Origin of the sequence: Streptococcus mutans (assembly GCF_006739205.1) — a bacterium.
In the GTDB taxonomy this organism is placed as follows: Bacteria; Bacillota; Bacilli; order Lactobacillales; family Streptococcaceae; genus Streptococcus; species Streptococcus mutans.
The window spans coordinates 370054-387035 of the sequence record NZ_AP019720.1 but is presented as its reverse complement, the minus strand read 5'-3'; the positions used below and the strand labels follow the sequence as shown (position 1 = coordinate 387035).

General features: G+C 39.7%; 19 protein-coding genes, 1 tRNA gene and 1 rRNA gene. All 21 read right to left on the bottom strand.

Annotation, left to right across the window (positions count from 1 at the left end; genetic code table 11):
- Positions 1-44: 44 nt before the first annotated feature.
- The 21 genes from FNL60_RS02050 to FNL60_RS01950 all read right to left on the bottom strand — a co-directional run bounded on the left by FNL60_RS02050 (position 45) and on the right by FNL60_RS01950 (position 16801).
- Positions 45-117, bottom strand: a tRNA-Ala gene (locus FNL60_RS02050).
- 60 nt (positions 118-177) lie between these two features.
- Positions 178-1734: ribosomal RNA gene (locus FNL60_RS02045) — 16S ribosomal RNA — on the bottom strand.
- Positions 1735-2071: 337 nt separating this feature from the next.
- The gene (locus FNL60_RS02040; RefSeq protein WP_002273415.1) at positions 2072-3922 is read right to left on the bottom strand and encodes a proline--tRNA ligase; all 1851 of its coding nucleotides are present in this window, start codon (positions 3920-3922) and stop codon (positions 2072-2074) included.
- A 26-nt stretch (positions 3923-3948) separates the two neighbouring features.
- Entirely contained in the window at positions 3949-5208 is a 1260-nt protein-coding gene (locus tag FNL60_RS02035; protein WP_002279919.1) for a M50 family metallopeptidase, read from the bottom strand.
- Positions 5209-5223: 15 nt separating this feature from the next.
- Positions 5224-6018 (bottom strand): phosphatidate cytidylyltransferase, encoded by a 795-nt coding sequence (locus FNL60_RS02030; RefSeq protein ID WP_002263519.1) that lies wholly within the window; start codon positions 6016-6018, stop codon positions 5224-5226.
- Positions 6019-6032: 14 nt separating this feature from the next.
- The gene (locus tag FNL60_RS02025; RefSeq protein ID WP_002263518.1) at positions 6033-6782 is read right to left on the bottom strand and encodes an isoprenyl transferase; all 750 of its coding nucleotides are present in this window, start codon (positions 6780-6782) and stop codon (positions 6033-6035) included.
- Between the two features lie 111 nt (positions 6783-6893).
- Positions 6894-7277, bottom strand: coding sequence for a preprotein translocase subunit YajC (gene yajC / locus FNL60_RS02020; protein ID WP_002263806.1), 384 nt, complete (start codon positions 7275-7277; stop codon positions 6894-6896).
- A gap of 174 nt (positions 7278-7451) precedes the next feature.
- A complete protein-coding gene (locus FNL60_RS02015) occupies positions 7452-7799 on the bottom strand; it encodes a thioredoxin domain-containing protein (RefSeq protein ID WP_002263516.1) in 348 nt (115 codons plus the stop codon).
- A gap of 192 nt (positions 7800-7991) precedes the next feature.
- Entirely contained in the window at positions 7992-8708 is a 717-nt protein-coding gene (locus FNL60_RS02010; RefSeq protein ID WP_002263515.1) for a YebC/PmpR family DNA-binding transcriptional regulator, read from the bottom strand.
- Positions 8709-8854: 146 nt separating this feature from the next.
- Positions 8855-9571: a MerR family transcriptional regulator gene (locus FNL60_RS02005; protein WP_002267147.1), complete on the bottom strand. Its 717-nt coding sequence runs from the start codon at positions 9569-9571 to the stop codon at positions 8855-8857.
- Between the two features lie 103 nt (positions 9572-9674).
- Positions 9675-10775 (bottom strand): nucleotidyltransferase, encoded by a 1101-nt coding sequence (locus tag FNL60_RS02000; protein WP_002279918.1) that lies wholly within the window; start codon positions 10773-10775, stop codon positions 9675-9677.
- A gap of 147 nt (positions 10776-10922) precedes the next feature.
- A complete protein-coding gene (locus tag FNL60_RS10640; RefSeq protein WP_372551211.1) occupies positions 10923-11117 on the bottom strand; it encodes a hypothetical protein in 195 nt (64 codons plus the stop codon).
- Positions 11118-11168: 51 nt separating this feature from the next.
- The gene (locus FNL60_RS01990; protein WP_002279917.1) at positions 11169-11399 is read right to left on the bottom strand and encodes a hypothetical protein; all 231 of its coding nucleotides are present in this window, start codon (positions 11397-11399) and stop codon (positions 11169-11171) included.
- A gap of 60 nt (positions 11400-11459) precedes the next feature.
- Positions 11460-12203 (bottom strand): class I SAM-dependent DNA methyltransferase, encoded by a 744-nt coding sequence (locus FNL60_RS01985; RefSeq protein WP_002263510.1) that lies wholly within the window; start codon positions 12201-12203, stop codon positions 11460-11462.
- A gap of 273 nt (positions 12204-12476) precedes the next feature.
- Positions 12477-12830, bottom strand: coding sequence for a ribosome silencing factor (gene rsfS / locus FNL60_RS01980; RefSeq protein WP_002268669.1), 354 nt, complete (start codon positions 12828-12830; stop codon positions 12477-12479).
- On the bottom strand, positions 12831-13424 hold the full coding sequence (gene yqeK / locus FNL60_RS01975) for a bis(5'-nucleosyl)-tetraphosphatase (symmetrical) YqeK (protein ID WP_002276520.1): 594 nt from the start codon (positions 13422-13424) through the stop codon (positions 12831-12833). It lies immediately after the preceding gene.
- Positions 13421-14053, bottom strand: a complete 633-nt coding sequence (locus FNL60_RS01970) for a nicotinate-nucleotide adenylyltransferase (protein WP_002263507.1) — start codon at positions 14051-14053, stop codon at positions 13421-13423. The genes yqeK and FNL60_RS01970 overlap by 4 nt, the downstream gene beginning before the upstream one ends.
- A 26-nt stretch (positions 14054-14079) precedes the next feature.
- Positions 14080-14388, bottom strand: coding sequence for a ribosome assembly RNA-binding protein YhbY (yhbY, locus tag FNL60_RS01965; protein WP_002263506.1), 309 nt, complete (start codon positions 14386-14388; stop codon positions 14080-14082).
- A gap of 56 nt (positions 14389-14444) precedes the next feature.
- A complete protein-coding gene (gene yqeH / locus FNL60_RS01960; protein WP_002279916.1) occupies positions 14445-15551 on the bottom strand; it encodes a ribosome biogenesis GTPase YqeH in 1107 nt (368 codons plus the stop codon).
- Positions 15552-16079 (bottom strand): YqeG family HAD IIIA-type phosphatase, encoded by a 528-nt coding sequence (locus FNL60_RS01955; RefSeq protein ID WP_002263504.1) that lies wholly within the window; start codon positions 16077-16079, stop codon positions 15552-15554.
- 104 nt (positions 16080-16183) lie between these two features.
- Complete coding sequence (locus FNL60_RS01950; protein WP_002263503.1) at positions 16184-16801, bottom strand: DUF4230 domain-containing protein; 618 nt, start codon at positions 16799-16801, stop codon at positions 16184-16186.
- Positions 16802-16982 lie beyond the last annotated feature (181 nt).

Sequence of the window (16982 nt, the reverse complement as noted above, 5' to 3'; positions counted from 1 at the left end):
CAGAAGTATTCGCAAGCGAACCGTCTGTTAGTATCCTGTTTTAATGGAGCCTAGCGGGATCGAACCGCTGACCTCCTGCGTGCAAAGCAGGCGCTCTCCCAGCTGAGCTAAGGCCCCACTTACCCTCTCAAAACTAAACAAGAAGTTCCCCCTAATGTGCTTTGCGTTTTTCCTTAGAAAGGAGGTGATCCAGCCGCACCTTCCGATACGGCTACCTTGTTACGACTTCACCCCAATCATCCATCCCACCTTAGGCGGCTGGCCCCTAAAAGGTTACCTCACCGACTTCGGGTGTTACAAACTCTCGTGGTGTGACGGGCGGTGTGTACAAGGCCCGGGAACGTATTCACCGCGGCGTGCTGATCCGCGATTACTAGCGATTCCGACTTCATGGAGGCGAGTTGCAGCCTCCAATCCGAACTGAGATCGGCTTTCAGAGATTAGCTTGCCGTCACCGGCTCGCAACTCGTTGTACCGACCATTGTAGCACGTGTGTAGCCCAGGTCATAAGGGGCATGATGATTTGACGTCATCCCCACCTTCCTCCGGTTTATTACCGGCAGTCTCGCTAGAGTGCCCAACTTAATGATGGCAACTAACAATAAGGGTTGCGCTCGTTGCGGGACTTAACCCAACATCTCACGACACGAGCTGACGACAACCATGCACCACCTGTCTCCGATGTACCGAAGTAACTTCCTATCTCTAAGAATAGCATCGGGATGTCAAGACCTGGTAAGGTTCTTCGCGTTGCTTCGAATTAAACCACATGCTCCACCGCTTGTGCGGGCCCCCGTCAATTCCTTTGAGTTTCAACCTTGCGGTCGTACTCCCCAGGCGGAGTGCTTATTGCGTTAGCTCCGGCACTAAGCCCCGGAAAGGGCCTAACACCTAGCACTCATCGTTTACGGCGTGGACTACCAGGGTATCTAATCCTGTTCGCTACCCACGCTTTCGAGCCTCAGCGTCAGTGACAGACCAGAGAGCCGCTTTCGCCACTGGTGTTCCTCCATATATCTACGCATTTCACCGCTACACATGGAATTCCACTCTCCCCTTCTGCACTCAAGTCAGACAGTTTCCAGAGCACACTATGGTTGAGCCATAGCCTTTTACTCCAGACTTTCCTGACCGCCTGCGCTCCCTTTACGCCCAATAAATCCGGACAACGCTCGGGACCTACGTATTACCGCGGCTGCTGGCACGTAGTTAGCCGTCCCTTTCTGGTAAGCTACCGTCACTGTGTGAACTTTCCACTCTCACACACGTTCTTGACTTACAACAGAGCTTTACGATCCGAAAACCTTCTTCACTCACGCGGCGTTGCTCGGTCAGACTTTCGTCCATTGCCGAAGATTCCCTACTGCTGCCTCCCGTAGGAGTCTGGGCCGTGTCTCAGTCCCAGTGTGGCCGATCACCCTCTCAGGTCGGCTATGTATCGTCGCCTTGGTAAGCTCTTACCTTACCAACTAGCTAATACAACGCAGGTCCATCTACTAGTGATGCGCTTGCATCTTTCAATCAATTATCATGCAATAATTAATATTATGCGGTATTAGCTATCGTTTCCAATAGTTATCCCCCGCTAATAGGCAGGTTACCTACGCGTTACTCACCCGTTCGCGACTCAAGAAAACACGGTGTGCAAGCACAGTGTGTTCCCTTGCGTCCCACTTGCATGTATTAGGCACGCCGCCAGCGTTCGTCCTGAGCCAGGATCAAACTCTCATTTAATCGTTTGAGTTCTTTCTCATTACTGTCCACTGACAGATTTATGTTTCGTTCTTTGACAGGTCACATTTCTTTATGTCACCCTGCACTTTGGTTGGTTCGTCTTCTTGTTCAGTTTTCAAAGGGCTTAGTGCTACTTTAAACAGCAACTTTCATAGTATATCAAAGTATTTATAATTTTGTCAAGACTTTTTCAAAAGAATTTCAAAAAGTTTTGACAAATACACTATTGATTATTAAAAATCAACTGCTGAATCGCTCATTCTCTTTCTGAACCTGATTTTATAATATCTTAAATATCAAAAGGCTGGGCACAAGTAGCTCAGCCTTCAAAAAAATTCTAGTCTATCAAAATAGATAAAGTTTCTAATAGGTTCTCTGCATTGACTTCAATTGTATCTCCAGTCGATTTTATTTTAACTTCTACAATACCATCTGAAGCTTTTTTACCAACTGTTACACGAATCGGCAGCCCAATAAGGTCACTATCAGAAAATTTCGAACCAATACGCTCATTCCGATTATCTGTTAAAACAGAATAGTGAGCATCTACCAAACTTTCTTCTACTTTTGCTGTCAATTGTTGGGAGACTTCATCCTTTACATTAACCGTAATGAGATGGACATCAAATGGCGCCAACGTTTTAGGAAAATTAACTCCCCAAGAAAATCGGTAAGCTCCTTTAGGTGTCTTATTAACAAAGATACGTGCATTTTGTTCAATGACTGCTGATAGAATTCTACTAACACCGATGCCATAACTTCCCATAATAATAGGGATTGAACGTCCATTTTCATCAAGAATGTTAGCTCCCATACTTTCTGAATAACGTGTTCCCAATTTAAAAATGTGACCAATTTCAATACCACGCGCAAATTTAAGAACACCTTTACCATCTGGAGATGCCTCTCCTTCACAGACTTCACGAATATCAACATAAGCAGCTTCAAAGTCACGTTCCGGATTGACACCTGTCAAATGATAGCCATCTTCATTAGCACCAACAACGGCATTCCCAATATTTTTCACCTTACGATCTGCCACAATTTTGACATTTTCTGGTAGATTAACTGGACCTAGAGAACCAAAGGAAGCACTAAAAATTTCTCTTGCTTCTTTTTCATTAGCTGGTTCCAAGAAGTCAGCACCCAGATAGTTTTTTAGTTTAACTTCATTAACCTGATCATTTCCTACAAGTAAAGCAACAACTGGTTCATCATCTGCAATAAATAATAAGGTTTTTATGGTTTGTGTTGGATCTATTTCTAAAAAGGCAGCAACTTCATCAATCGTTTTACAATTTGGTGTTTCAATACGCTGTATATCTTCATGAGAAACAACCTTATTGTTAGGCTTATATTCGCTCGTCGCCATTTCCAGATTAGCCGCATAATCAGACTCACTTGAATAAGCGATAGTATCCTCTCCTGATATTAACCAAGAGGAGAGTTCTTGTTTAATCTCTTTCAAAACATCAGCTGGAATCTCTTCAATAGAGCCAATAGCTTTATCAAGAACCAGCCAATGCTCCAAATCTGTACGATCTGGCGTTACTGCCATAAATTCCTGACTATCTTTACCACCCATAGCACCGCCATCACCAATAATCGCTTTAAAATCTAAACCAACTCTAGTAAAAATGGCTTCATAAGCCTTACGATAATCTTCATAAGTAGCATCTAAACTGTCATAATCAGCATGAAAACTATAGCCATCTTTCATAATAAATTCACGAGTACGAAGCAAGCCATTGCGAGGGCGTTTTTCGTCACGATATTTTGCTTGAATTTGATAAAGATTCAAGGGAAGCTGCTTGTAAGATTTCACTGCATCACGGATGAGATTTGTAAAAGTTTCTTCATGAGTCGGCCCTAAAATAAAATCTGATTGATCGCGATTTTTTAACTTATAAAGATCTTCCCCATAAGTTCCATATCGGCCGGATTCACGCCATAAGTCAGCTGTTAAAAGGGCAGGTGCCAGCATTTCAACAGCACCAATTTTATCAAATTCTTCACGCATGATTTCTTTAATTTTTTCAATAACGCGATGAGCTAAAGGTAAATAAGAGTAAATCCCTGCCGATACTTGGCGGACATAACCAGCACGCACCATAAGGGCATGACTGATGACTTGTGCATCACTTGGCATTTCGCGCAAGGTTGGGATTAACATATTACTTTGTTTCATTAAAAATTATACTCCGTCTCATTAATTTAGAAAAATGCTCGCATGATATCATTCCAAGTTACTGCAATCATAAGCGCAACCATAATAAGAACACCAGCGAGGGTAATATAGGTTTCTGTCTCTTGTTTGAGCGGTTTTTTTCGAATAACTTCTATAAAATTGATTAAAATTTTACCACCATCAAGAGCAGGAATAGGCAACAAATTAAAAATACCCAGATTAATAGAAAGCATAGCCATTAATTCAAGGACTCTTGCAAAACCTTCTCTAGCAGCTGTATTACTCAGTTGATAAATCGCAACAGGACCACCTAATTTATTGAGACTTGGCTGTAGGATTAGCCCTTTAAGACCATTCAAGATAACAAAAGCGCCGTCCCAAGACATCTTAAAGGCACCAACAATTTTATCCCCAAATCCTGTTTTCATACTTGGCATGACACCAATAACGTAATTCCCATTAACTTTTTTAGGGATGACTTTTAAAGTTTTTACGCTTCCTTGAGTCTTAGCCTTAACTGGAATAGCTTCTTTCTTTTTCAAATTACTAGTTGACTTAGCAACCGCATTAGTGAGATCATTCCAATTATGAACTTTGTTTTTCCCAATTTGTAAAATTTGATCATTATTCTTAAGTCCGAGCTTAGCTACAGCACTGTTAGGAGTCACACGCACATGATTGCTTGAAGAATCCTGAACACCGCCTTGCACAAAAATCAAGAGGGCAAAAACAAAAATACCTAAAATAAAGTTATTCATGGGACCTGCAAAATTAGTGATTAAACGTCCCCAAATACTAGCCTTTTGATATTGCACATCTAGCGGTGCAATGCGAATTTCTGTTCCATCCTCTTCAACAATTGTTGCATCATGATCCACTGGATAAGTCTTAGTTTCTTCAAGAACGCGTCCTGTAATCTCTAATTTGTCTTCTAAATCATAAGCTGTCACATTTATAGGCAAGGCCGTCTTGTCCACTTGCCTGTCAGAAAGGTCAATACGAGTGACCACACCTGCTTTATTAAGCGTCAAAGCGGCAGGTATCCCTGTTTTAATTTCGCTAGTATCTTCTCCCCAGCCAGCCATACGGACATAGCCACCTAAAGGCAAAATTCGAATGGTATAAGCTGTACCGTCTTTTCCTTGATGTGCAAAAACTTTCGGCCCCATACCAATGGCAAATTCCCGAACCAAAATTCCTGATTTTCTAGCAAAATAGAAATGACCAAATTCATGGACAAGAACTATAATTCCAAAGATAATAATAAAAGCTATTAGTCCTGACATTCTTTCCTCCTCCTTTTAGAACAAACCAAAGAAGTGCATGATTGGAAAAACAAAAATCATACTGTCAAAACGGTCTAAAATACCTCCGTGCCCCGGTATGAGTTTGCCAGAATCCTTAACACCAAAATGTCGTTTAATTGAACTTTCAACTAGATCACCAAATTGGGCAAAGATACTAAAGAGAGCAACCAAAATAAGCATGACTAAGAAGTGATGCGGTGCGTAAACATTCTTATCAAACAACATAAAGATAAAAGCAATGACAACTGCCGACAAAATTCCTCCTAAGCTGCCTTCAATAGTCTTGTTAGGAGAAACTGCCGGCATCAATTTACGTTGACCAAACTGCCGACCAATCATATAAGCTCCAATATCAGTCGCCCAAACGATAAAAAGGGCTAGAAAAACTTTATCAAGTCCAGAAATGCGAGCATTAACGAGATTTTGAAAACCAATCCCAACATAAAGACTGGAAGCAATAGGAAAAGCAGCATCTTCGAAAGAATAGCGATTAGTATTTAAGACCGTTCCTGCTAAAATCAAAAAGATAACGAGACCAAAAGCACTAAAGCTGCCATCAATCGGTAAAAAAGTCAGGTAGTTCTCTAAAGGAATAGTCAGCACAAAAGCCGCAAGCATAGCTAAAATACCTTCAAATGAAAAAATTTCTAACGCCTTCATTTTCAACAGTTCAGATACGCCAATCATGGCTAGAACACCAACAAAAAGCTGAAAAAAGAGACCTCCCAAAAATAGGAAAGGGAGAAAAATAGCCAGAGCCACTCCCCCAAAAAGAACACGTTTCTGCATGATAAATCCTCTTTCTAAACACCACCAAAGCGACGATGGCGATGGTTAAATTCTTCAATAGCTAAATACAAAGCTTTTTTATCAAAATCTGGCCAAAGTGTATCTGTAAAATAAAGCTCACTATAAGCAGCCTGCCACGGTAAAAAGTTACTAAGACGCAGCTCACCACTCGTTCTAATAATCAAATCGGGATCACGGTAAAGGTAAGGAAGATTGCTTGTCATCAAGTAATCAGCAATGAGCCCTTCTGTAATATCACCAGGGTTAAACCGAGCATCTAAAACATCTTGAGCAATCAACTTTACAGCATCAACAATTTCAGCACGACCGCCATAATTCAAAGCAAAATTTAAAATAAGTCCAGAATTATGTTTAGTCAGTTCTCTAGCGCGTTCCAGAGCATCTAAAGTTGCTGCCGGCAGTTCTTCCTTATCGCCAATCACTAAAATACGAACATTATTTTTATGCAGCTTAGGAACATACTTATCAAAGAACTCTACAGGTAAATTCATGATAAATTTAACCTCTTCTTGAGGACGAGCCCAATTTTCCGTTGAAAAAGCATAAACTGTTAAAATTTTGACTCCAAGTTCCGATGCCGCTATCGTCACATCTTGAAGGGCATCCATACCAGCCTTATGTCCAAATACCCTTGGTTTCATTCGTTTCTTAGCCCAGCGTCCATTGCCATCCATAATGATACCGATATGAGCTGGGATTTTAGATAATTTTATATCTTGTTTTTTTCGTCTTAATGTAAACATTATTTTTTCCTTAAAAAATACTATCAGATCTATTTTACCATAATTTAAGATTTATGAACGAATTTTATTCCAGTTGAAAAAAGCCCCAATCACAACGATTGAGGTTTATAATTATTCTTCAATGGCAGATTCAGTACTTGCTGTTTCCTTAGAATCTGAACCTTTTTCTTCTATTTTTGAAGTTTCAATAATTTCAGTTGCTTCTTCCGGCGTTTGATCAGTTTCTACAGTCTGACTTTCTTTTGTTACAACGCGCTTAATTGCCGTTAGTTCAAAAGGCAAGAAGACACCGTCAACGTCAAGAACAATCTTTTTATTATCATTGTCCACTTCATCAACAACAGCGTACATACCGCCAATGGTGACAACTTCATCTCCTTTAGCAATAGCATTTAATTGATTTTGCCGCTCTTGAGCTTGTTTCTTTTGGGAACGCTGCATCAAAAAAATGGCTCCAATCAAAACAACAAACATGATAATTGTAGTATAAGACATAGTATATTCTCCTCATCTCTTTAATAATAAAGCCATCACATACTATAACAAAATTAGATGCTAAGAGCAAGTGCAAAATCAGTTTCTGCCCAAAACGAAGCCTTATAAAAATTCAAAAATTTAAAAGGACGATAACATTAAGAGACCAAAATAGCCAAACAGTCTAAAGCCTACCTATTGAGCGATAAAATCAGCAATAGCCTCTTGTGAAAGCGATGAATCACAAACAACTTTGACTTGTCCTGCTTGAGCAACTAAAAGCCCCGGTACTGTCTGAACATGATATTTCTCACGGAAAGCTTGAACAGCTGTTAAATCATCTTGATTTTCACTATTTAAAAAAGCGACTGTCTGACCCGTATCTGCAGCAACCTGACTCAACTTAGGAGCAAAACGCTGACAGTAAGGACAAGTTGAACGTCCAATGAAAAGAATAAACTTTTCTCCACTATCAATTTTTTCCTGTGCTTCTTGTGCTGTTAGAGCGTTAAAATGTTTAATCGCTTCTGTAAAATGTGACATGAATTTTCCTCACTTCTTTTTTAATAGTCTTATCATAGCTTTTTTTGTTTAAATTTTCAATTAGCCTGTCTGTAAATTTTCAGACCACTGACAGCATTTCTTCTACACTTTATACGACTAAATGACCTATGTTCCAGCTTTAATTTGAAGGTAAGAAAAAAACCTCACAAAATTTGCAAGGTTTCTTTTTGCTTATAAGCCATCAACATTGTGATAAACTTTTTGCACATCGTCATCGTCTTCAAGAGCATCAATAAGTTTTTCAAAGGTTTCCAAATCTTCCCCTTCAAGTGTCACTTCAGACTGAGGAATCATTTCAAGTTCGGTCACTTGAAATTCTGCAACACCGCCTGCACGAAGCGCTTCAATACCTCTGTGAAGGTCTGTTGGAGCAGTATAAACTGTTACAGAACCGTCTTCCGCTTCAACATCTTCAACATCAATATCAGCCTCAAGCAATTGTTCAAAGATACTGTCCGCATCGTCACCAGCAAAGACAATAACACCTTTTTTATCAAACATATAAGAAACAGATCCAGCTGCTCCCATATTCCCGCCATTCTTACCAAAAGCAGTCCGAAGATTGGCTGCTGTACGGTTAACATTTGAAGTCAAGGTATCCACAATAATCATAGAACCGTTTGGTCCAAAGCCTTCATAACGACCTTCCACGAAAGTTTCATCCGTATTTCCTTTAGCCTTATCAATAGCCTTATCAATAACATGTTTTGGAACCTGTGCTTGTTTAGCACGTTCCAAAACAAATTTCAAAGCTGAATTTGATTCTGGATCTGGCTCCCCTTGCTTGGCAGCCACATAGATTTCGACACCAAACTTAGCATAAACTTTAGAGTTTGCACCGTCTTTAGCAGTTTTTTTAGCGACAATATTAGCCCATTTACGTCCCATGGGAGTTCTCCTCTTATAATTAGTTTTTTTAGTTTCTTGAACATAGCAGAGCTAAATTCATAATCTCTAATATTATAGCACTTTGACAGAAGTGTGTAAAATAGAAGAAAGGCAAATGATTTATTTAAATAAGTCCTCAACATCTTTTAACGACAGTAAGCTGTGATAGCTTGTGCTACAAAGGCTGCCGTTCCCTGACCGCCTGCAGTATCAATCGTTTGACTAAAACGATTGTCCGCAGTATACATTTTGCCCAATCTAGCCAATATATCCTTATTACAAGCATAAAAATTCTGACTAATATAGTTTCTCAAGCTCTCTACCTGCTGCTGTACTTCAGCATGGTCAGCCGGTAATTGTTTTAACCGACCAAAAGCAGACATAATAGCAGACATTTCTGAGCTGATGTGAGCAAAATCTTTATCTGACATTTTTGCTGCAAATTTCTGATAAGCCGCAGTTTTTCCCCATCTTTGCTTAGCTTCTTCCTGTAAAGCTTTCAGCTCCGTTTTGTCATAAGCATCAAATTTCATATAACTATCTCCTTTTTCTTGCAGGGATTTAGCATGCTTGATGACTTTCTCCAGGTGTGCTTTCTTCATTTCTAAAAGCTTTATTTGTTCCTGTAAAGCAAAATCCCTGTCATAAGCTGTATTCCCTACAATCTCTTTGATTGTTTTGAGAGGAAATTCCAGTTCACGAAAAAGCAAAATTTCCTGCAAGCGCTCAAAGGCTTTATCATCATAATAGCGATAGCCATTATTGGCAATAAAACTAGGTGTCAGCAAATTGATTTCATCATAATAATGAAGTGTGCGCACACTAACACCTGACAGCCTGCTCATTTCTTTTACTGTTTTCATGATTGAATCTCCTCTCATAATGTTAGTATAGCCTATAACGCTGCGTGAGAGTCAAGGGGAATATTATTTTTTAAGATAATTTTTCTGTATTTCCCGTCTTACACTAGACTGCGTTATCTATTCTAATTGGCACGCGTCCCCATGTTTGTTCGGCTATTTTTTGATTTCCGAGCTGGTAGACTTGGTCGGCTTGTTGGGTGAGGGGGTCCCACGGTTGAGACCCGATTCGGGAGATGATTCGGGTCTTGTTTTTAATATGAGATAGGTGCGTACGACCAGCGGCTGTGAAACCAAGGATGTGAACGTCCTGCGGTAGGCTAGTTTCACGCGCACCGATTAAGATATAGATTAAGATGCGGCGCACGCGCGCTTTGGTGTAGCGTTTGGTAGCGACAGTTTCTACTAATTGATCAAAGCTTGTGACTTGTCGGATAGCTTTTTTGATGCGGATAGCCAATTCTTCATTGACTTGGAAAAGCTGGGTTAAATCGGGTTGTGTCAACACTTGATACTGAAGTAGAGTAAAATAGTCTTCCCAAGTCACTTGCGGACTCGTTTGAAAAAGGTTTGCATTGGGCATGCTTTTAGCCACAAAGGCTGGATCCTGCCGGTGATGTCGTAAACTGGTCGCGGAAGCGTAAGCCACAGTTTTTTCTGTAGAATGATAATCTGCACCTCGCCGTTGGATGGGCCGTAATCGTATATTTCTTCCTGCGCAAGCCTTGGCGTAGGCCAAAGCAAGAATATGATTTGGAGTGTCTCCTGTGAACTGAACCCCTGCAAATTTTTCCCACATGAGCTGCGTTTTTTGGGGATAGCTGAGCTTCTCAGGCAGCGTCGTGAGGAATTCACTCATCTGCTCTGCCATTTTCCCATAAATAGTAGACAAACCATTATAGTCCAGAGCAGTTTCTGTGCCGAAAGCAAGGGTATCAATGCCGAGTTTGGCTAAAATATCCACTGCTCCGCTGGCAAAATAATCGGCCGACTGAACAGCAACCAAAAAGGGAAGTTCAACCACAAGGTCAGCGCCATTTTCCAGCGCCATTTGCGCTCGTGTCCACTTATCAATGATGGCAGGCTCGCCGCGCTGGACGAAATTACCGGACATAGCAACAATCTTCAGCCCCTGCGCCTGCTCCAGTAGGTACTTATGCCCATTGTGGAAAGGATTAAATTCTGCGATAATGCCTGTTGTGGTCATGAGATTTCCTCCATTTTATCCTGAAAACCAGTTATCTAAAAGTCAATAAAAAGATAAGTCTATCAGCAATACAAGCGCAGATAGAAAGATGAGACATGTTATTCCAGACTAGATAGGCTGTCTGTTTCGTAGAAAGCATTAAATTTATCAATAAATAGGTGGTGTTTGTTGGACATAACAGCCAAAATCAACAAGAAGAGCGGGCTTTGGCTTAAGCACCCAGATGAGCTTATATAGTAGCGATAAGGGGATATTGTTGACTTGACCAGACAAGGCCAGCACAGCTAAAAATGTGGGCTCCACAATGGCTGTATAAATCATGAAAATTGCTGTTGCATAGATGCCCTTTCGGCTTTTTGGGCTATTTTGACTGTTTGTTTAATTCTTCTACTGTCAACAGACGTTTGATTCCTCAAGCAAGGCAGCAATAAGCACCATATAAATCCAAACCCATGCTATATTGGGGAGTTGACCAAGGGTTTGTGCTATATTCGATATGCCATTACCTAATATGACCGATGAAACAAAACCTAGCAAGACTGTCCCAAAAAGAACTATGCCACCAAAAAGATAGACTTTTTTAGTGAACAAACCTGCTGCCTGCATGGTGTTCAGCAAAATCATGCCAACAGGGGCTATCCCTGCTAATTCCAGCCCTAACACAAATAATAAATAATTTATAGGTTATTTCTCTCTTTTTTCTGCTACAAAAAACCAACGTTTACTATCTTCTTTAGGAATGTCATCTGTAAAATCTGCGTAAACCTTGACAGTTTTGAAACCTACCTGTTCCAGCAAAATATCATAGGTCAACAGGTCATAGGTGCGCTCTTCGTGAACCTCATCATAGCGGGTAAAACGACCATCATTATCTTGAATGAAGAAGGTTAATTCATGGACAACAGAATGTGGTGCCTCATCTCTATAAGTATCCCAAACCATGGCAAAGTTTTCCGTATTTTCATGGTAAGCGTAACCCGGAAAAATCTCATCGGTCTGATAGGTCGAATGCACATCAAAGATAAAAGTCCCTCCGCTATTTAGATGAGCATAGACCTGCTCAAAAACATCACCTACAGCCACTTCATCTTCCATATAACAAAGGGAATCCGAATAGCAAGTCACCAAATCAAACTTGCCAACGGAGGATAAATCCAACATATTGCCCTGAATAAATGGAATATCTAGATGAGCAGATTGGGCACGCTTCTTAGCTAAGTCCAACATGTCTGCACTTAGATCCAGACCCGTCACATCGAATCCAGCCTGCTTGAAGCGGATAGACTGAATACCTGTCCCACAAGCTAACTCTAAAAGTTTTTTCTTATTCTTGGGAAAATGGCGGAGTGAAAAATCAGTCCATTTGTCATAAAGTGAATCATCCATGATACTGTCATAGACAGCAGCGAATTTTTGATAATTTTTCATCTTTTGTTTTTTGATAGTGGCTTTAAGCGGTGAAGTTGGAAGCGACCTACTACATGGTTTCATTCCTAAACCGAAAGACTTAAACTTTCGGTTTCCTTTGATAGCAACAGATAATTATTACTATCTTTTCACCACAACAGCAACTATCGTTAAGGCTCGCTTTGCTCGCCTTCTATCCTTTCTTACAATTTTTCTTGCAACAAAACATGTTGTTAGAAACTTGCTAAATTTTCTCTTATTTTCAAAAACCTTGCCATCTGGCAAGGTTGTCTTTTATGCTAAGTATCCCGACATGTCCACTATTGGTGCTTCATGCCAAAGCTTTTCGAGATTGTAATGGTAGCGTTCATCCTCTGAGAAGATATGGACAACAACATCATTGAGGTCAAGCAGCACCCAGCCACCTTTGGAATCACCTTCAATATGGCTAGCATTGCCTCCAGCTTTAAGCACCTTCTCACGAATATTTTCAGCAATAGCTTCCAGTTGACGACTATTAGTCGCATGCATAATAACAAAGTAATCTGTCAAGGTTGTCAGCCCCTGCAAATCCATCACAACAATATCTTCAGCCCGCTTTTCATCAGCGGCCTTAACGATTAATTCCAGTAATTTTTTTTCCTTCATTTAATCCTCTCTTAAATAGTCCACATAAGCATTATAAGTTTCTAGAGTTTGTGGATAAATTTTCAAACCTTTACTAGCCAAAAATGCAACTGTCCTAGCTGTCTCATAAGCAACAGCCTTATTCAACGACGTTTCTGCAATGGCACGCGCCTTGTCCACCCCCGAAAAATCACGGTTGCATTCGACATAATCAGCGACATATACAATCTTATCCAAAGTTGACATGTGACTAGAACCTACAGTATGAATTTCAATGGCACGCAGAATTTCTTGATCTTGCAAGCCCAAATCTTCTTGAATTTTATAAATGCCAACCATTCCATGCCAGACATTATTGCCCCAATTTTTTAATTGCGAATCAAGATGATACTTATCAATGAGTTGTAAAAATTCCTGATCAGATAATTTCTTGGCATAATCATGCAAAAGCCCTGCTAAACCAGCTTTCTCAGTGTCATAACCATTGATTTCAGCTAAATAAATACTAGCTTTTTCGACACCTATCATGTGTCTTAAACGCTTTTTAGGAACTACCGATTTAAGTTTTTTCAGTAAATCGTCTCGATTCATGGCAATATAAGCTTCATAGGTCATTGATAAAGTCCTTCTTTCTCAATATAGTCAAGAACTAGTTTTGGTAAAAGAAAATTCGGTTTTCTATTCTTACGGATGAAATCTCGAATCATACTAGAGGAAATATCCATAAGCGGTACATCTACCCAAATGACAGGATAAGAAGTTCCAGCCTTATATTTAGGACGCTGTACGCCAACAAATTGTACCATCTGAATCAGCTCGTCAATCTTGTGCCACTTAGGCAAATAGTCTACCATATCGGCACCAATAATAAAATAATAATCAACATCAGGATTTTGTTCAATCAAATCTTTCATGGTGTCGTAGGTATAAGAGACTCCTTTACGTTTGAGCTCAATGGTTTCAATAGCCAAGCCTTCAATACCTTTAATAGCTAACTCCAGCATCTTGAGCCGATGTTTTTCATCAATAGTTGCCTTCTTATCAACGTGTGGTGGTTTGTATTCTGGCATCAGCAAGACCTCATCCAAGCCCAATTGCTGACGTACTTGATCCGCTACTAACAGATGAGCATTGTGAACCGGATTAAAATTGCCGCCTAAGATACCAATTTGTTTTCGATTTTTATCTTTTCTTTCTTCTTCCAACTCCACCTTAGTAAAAGGTGTTAACAGTTCTAAAGCCATCTTGCCTCCATTATCACAATCATTTTTTAGATCGCTTTAACCTTGACCGAAAGTTTCCGATTGTCCTTACGACTGGACTCCTTATAAAGAATCAAAATGCGTCCAATTTTAAGGACGGTCTCCAAACCAATCTCATCTTCCAAAATTTCAGCCACTTCGTGAATATCCTCATCAGTGTTCTGCAAAAGAGTTACTTTAATCAATTCACGTGCATCAAGAGCGTTTCTAACGCTGGTTTTGATTTGGTCGTTGAGACCATTTTTCCCAATCTGCACAATGGGTTTCAGAGAATGTGCCTCCGATTTTAAAAAGGCACGCTGTTTACTTGTAAGCATATTCTTTATTCCTTTTTGTTAAAATGGCAGGGTTATAAGCCTAACATCTAGATAAGTCAAATCAAGGCCTTTCTCGTCACAACAGCAACTCCTTCAGGTGCCCAAGCAGCAATTTTGGCTCTGACATTGATGCGAATCCAACCCAAACCTGAAAAAACAAGATCTGTCTTTTCTTTTATCGTAAATTCATGCCTTACCAATTTGGGAAAGGCTGCCATTTCCTTCTTATCTGGCGGCGTCAAAAGGCTGCCGATATGTTTGTCATAAAAAGCATCCGCTCCAGCCAACTTAGTTCTGTGTAATTTGAGATTATTATCAAAATAAGCTGTAAAGCCTTGCTTATCGCCCGTTACATAATCAAAACGAGCCAAACCGCCTAAAAAGAGCGTCTGTTCAGGATTGAGCTGGTAAGTTTTAGGCTTGATTTCTTTTTTAGGACTGATATACTTGAGAGCCTTGTCTGATAAGTAATGAGCCATCTGATGACGGTGTATAATCCCCGGCGTATCAAAAATATAGGAACCATCATTCAGAGGAATTTCAATCTTATCTAGGGTCGTTCCCGGAAAACGCGATGTTGTGATAATATTTTTATCACCAGTGATTTCCTGAATAATGGCATTGATAAGAGTTGATTTCCCAACATTAGTAACACCAACAACATAGACATCCCGTCCCTGACGAAGTTCTTCAATCTTAGCAATTAATTCTTTTATCGCCCATTTATTCTGGGCACTGGTTAAGATAAGATCAAACGGCCGCAACCCTTCTTCATGAGCACGTTCCATCAGCCACTGTGTTATTTTCCCAGATTTGACTGATTTGGGGAGAATGTCCGCTTTATTTCCCACTAAAAGCAAATCATTGCTAGAGATAAAACGCTGCAATCCCGGTATGACGGAGCCATTAAAATCAAAAATATCAATCACATTAACAACAAGAGCCCTGCTGTCCCCCACTTCATGGAGAAGCTTTAAAAAATCATCATCTGAAATATGCACATCTGTGATTTCGTTATAATGACGCAGTCTAAAACAGCGTTGGCAATATATTTTCCCGCTTTCAAGTCCTTTTTCCAAGGCTGACTTTGGTGTATAGCCAGCTTGCTCTTTGGCTGTCGTTTGAATTTGCGCTCCACAGCCGATACAAAATAATTCTTCCACTTAAATTTCCTTTTTATAGACAAAAGCACCATATTTGTCTTCTATTTTTTTCCAAACACGACGCTCACGCGCACGGTTAAACTTAGTATTCCAAGCATCTGACTTAACCAAAGGTTTAACCAAAATACTTTTAACACCAGCACGGTGAGCCGCACGAATATCCGTCATTAGCTGATCGCCCACCATAACAACTTCATCTTTAGAAAAGCCATAGCGATTCACTGCCATATTAATACCGCGAGAAAAAGGTTTCAGAGCCCGACTGACAAAATCTACATGAAAACCTTTGACAGCCCGTTTGACACGTGTATAACTATTGTTAGATACCACGACTACCGGCATATCTGCTTCAGTCATACTGTCCAGCCAATCCCGCAACTGGGGTGTACCATCAGGATGATCCCAAGCAATTAAGGTATTGTCCAAATCGACAAGAACGGCTTTAATACCGTGCTTTCGCAGGCTATCAGGGGTTAAATCATAAACGGCTTCTACCACGAAATCGGGTCGATAATTTTCGATACTCACTTACTTCTCCAAATAAAATATTACCTTTTATTTTAACATAAAATAAAGAATAAGGCGAGGAAGAAAAAGCCCTGTTATCTGCTTGATAGCAAGGGCTTAAATCGTTAATTTTCGTAAACAAAGGTCAACTTAACATCAGGATAAATAGATTTAAATAAAACTTTATAATGATCTTCAGCAGACTTTTTAATCATATCAGAATACTGTTTCAAATATTTTTTCTGTTCTTTATTAGTTAGCAACGATGTGGCAGCTTTACCCGTATCTACTTCTTCTGTAGAGCCGCTTAATAATTCGCCACTTCTATTGTACAGTTTATATGGATGCTTATCATCCAATTTTACACCAATAACTTCAAATTTAGGAATTTTAATTTCAAAATTATTCTCTCTCGTTTTATTTATTGAAACAGCCCTTTTAATCCCTAGTTTTGCTTCATAATTCAAAATGATAATTGCTTTCTTTTGCGAGTAAGGAATCGTTATCCCAAGTACTTTAGTCGCATTAGAAAGTGCATCTACTTTTTCAATCCCTACATTCAAGAAAACCGTTTCATTTGTCGCTTCAATATATTTCACTATTGAATAAGATTGAGAACTATCAGCAGATTTATTATTGTTTTGATTCATACCATACCAATAAAAAAACAATCCCACCAAAGCTATCAGTGCAGCAAACCAAATATAGATTTTACAACCCAAAATTTTCTTTAACATCTTCATTCTACTTCTATTCTCCTAATCCTTTAAAAACCAAACACCAGCAATACCAATAATTCCAGCTAAATAAGGATTTAAAAAAGCTAAAAGAATCACTACTACTGCCAATATAAGTCCTAAAGACAACTTTTTCATACTTATTCTCCAAATCTTTTTTATTTCTATTTCACTCGTCTATTATATA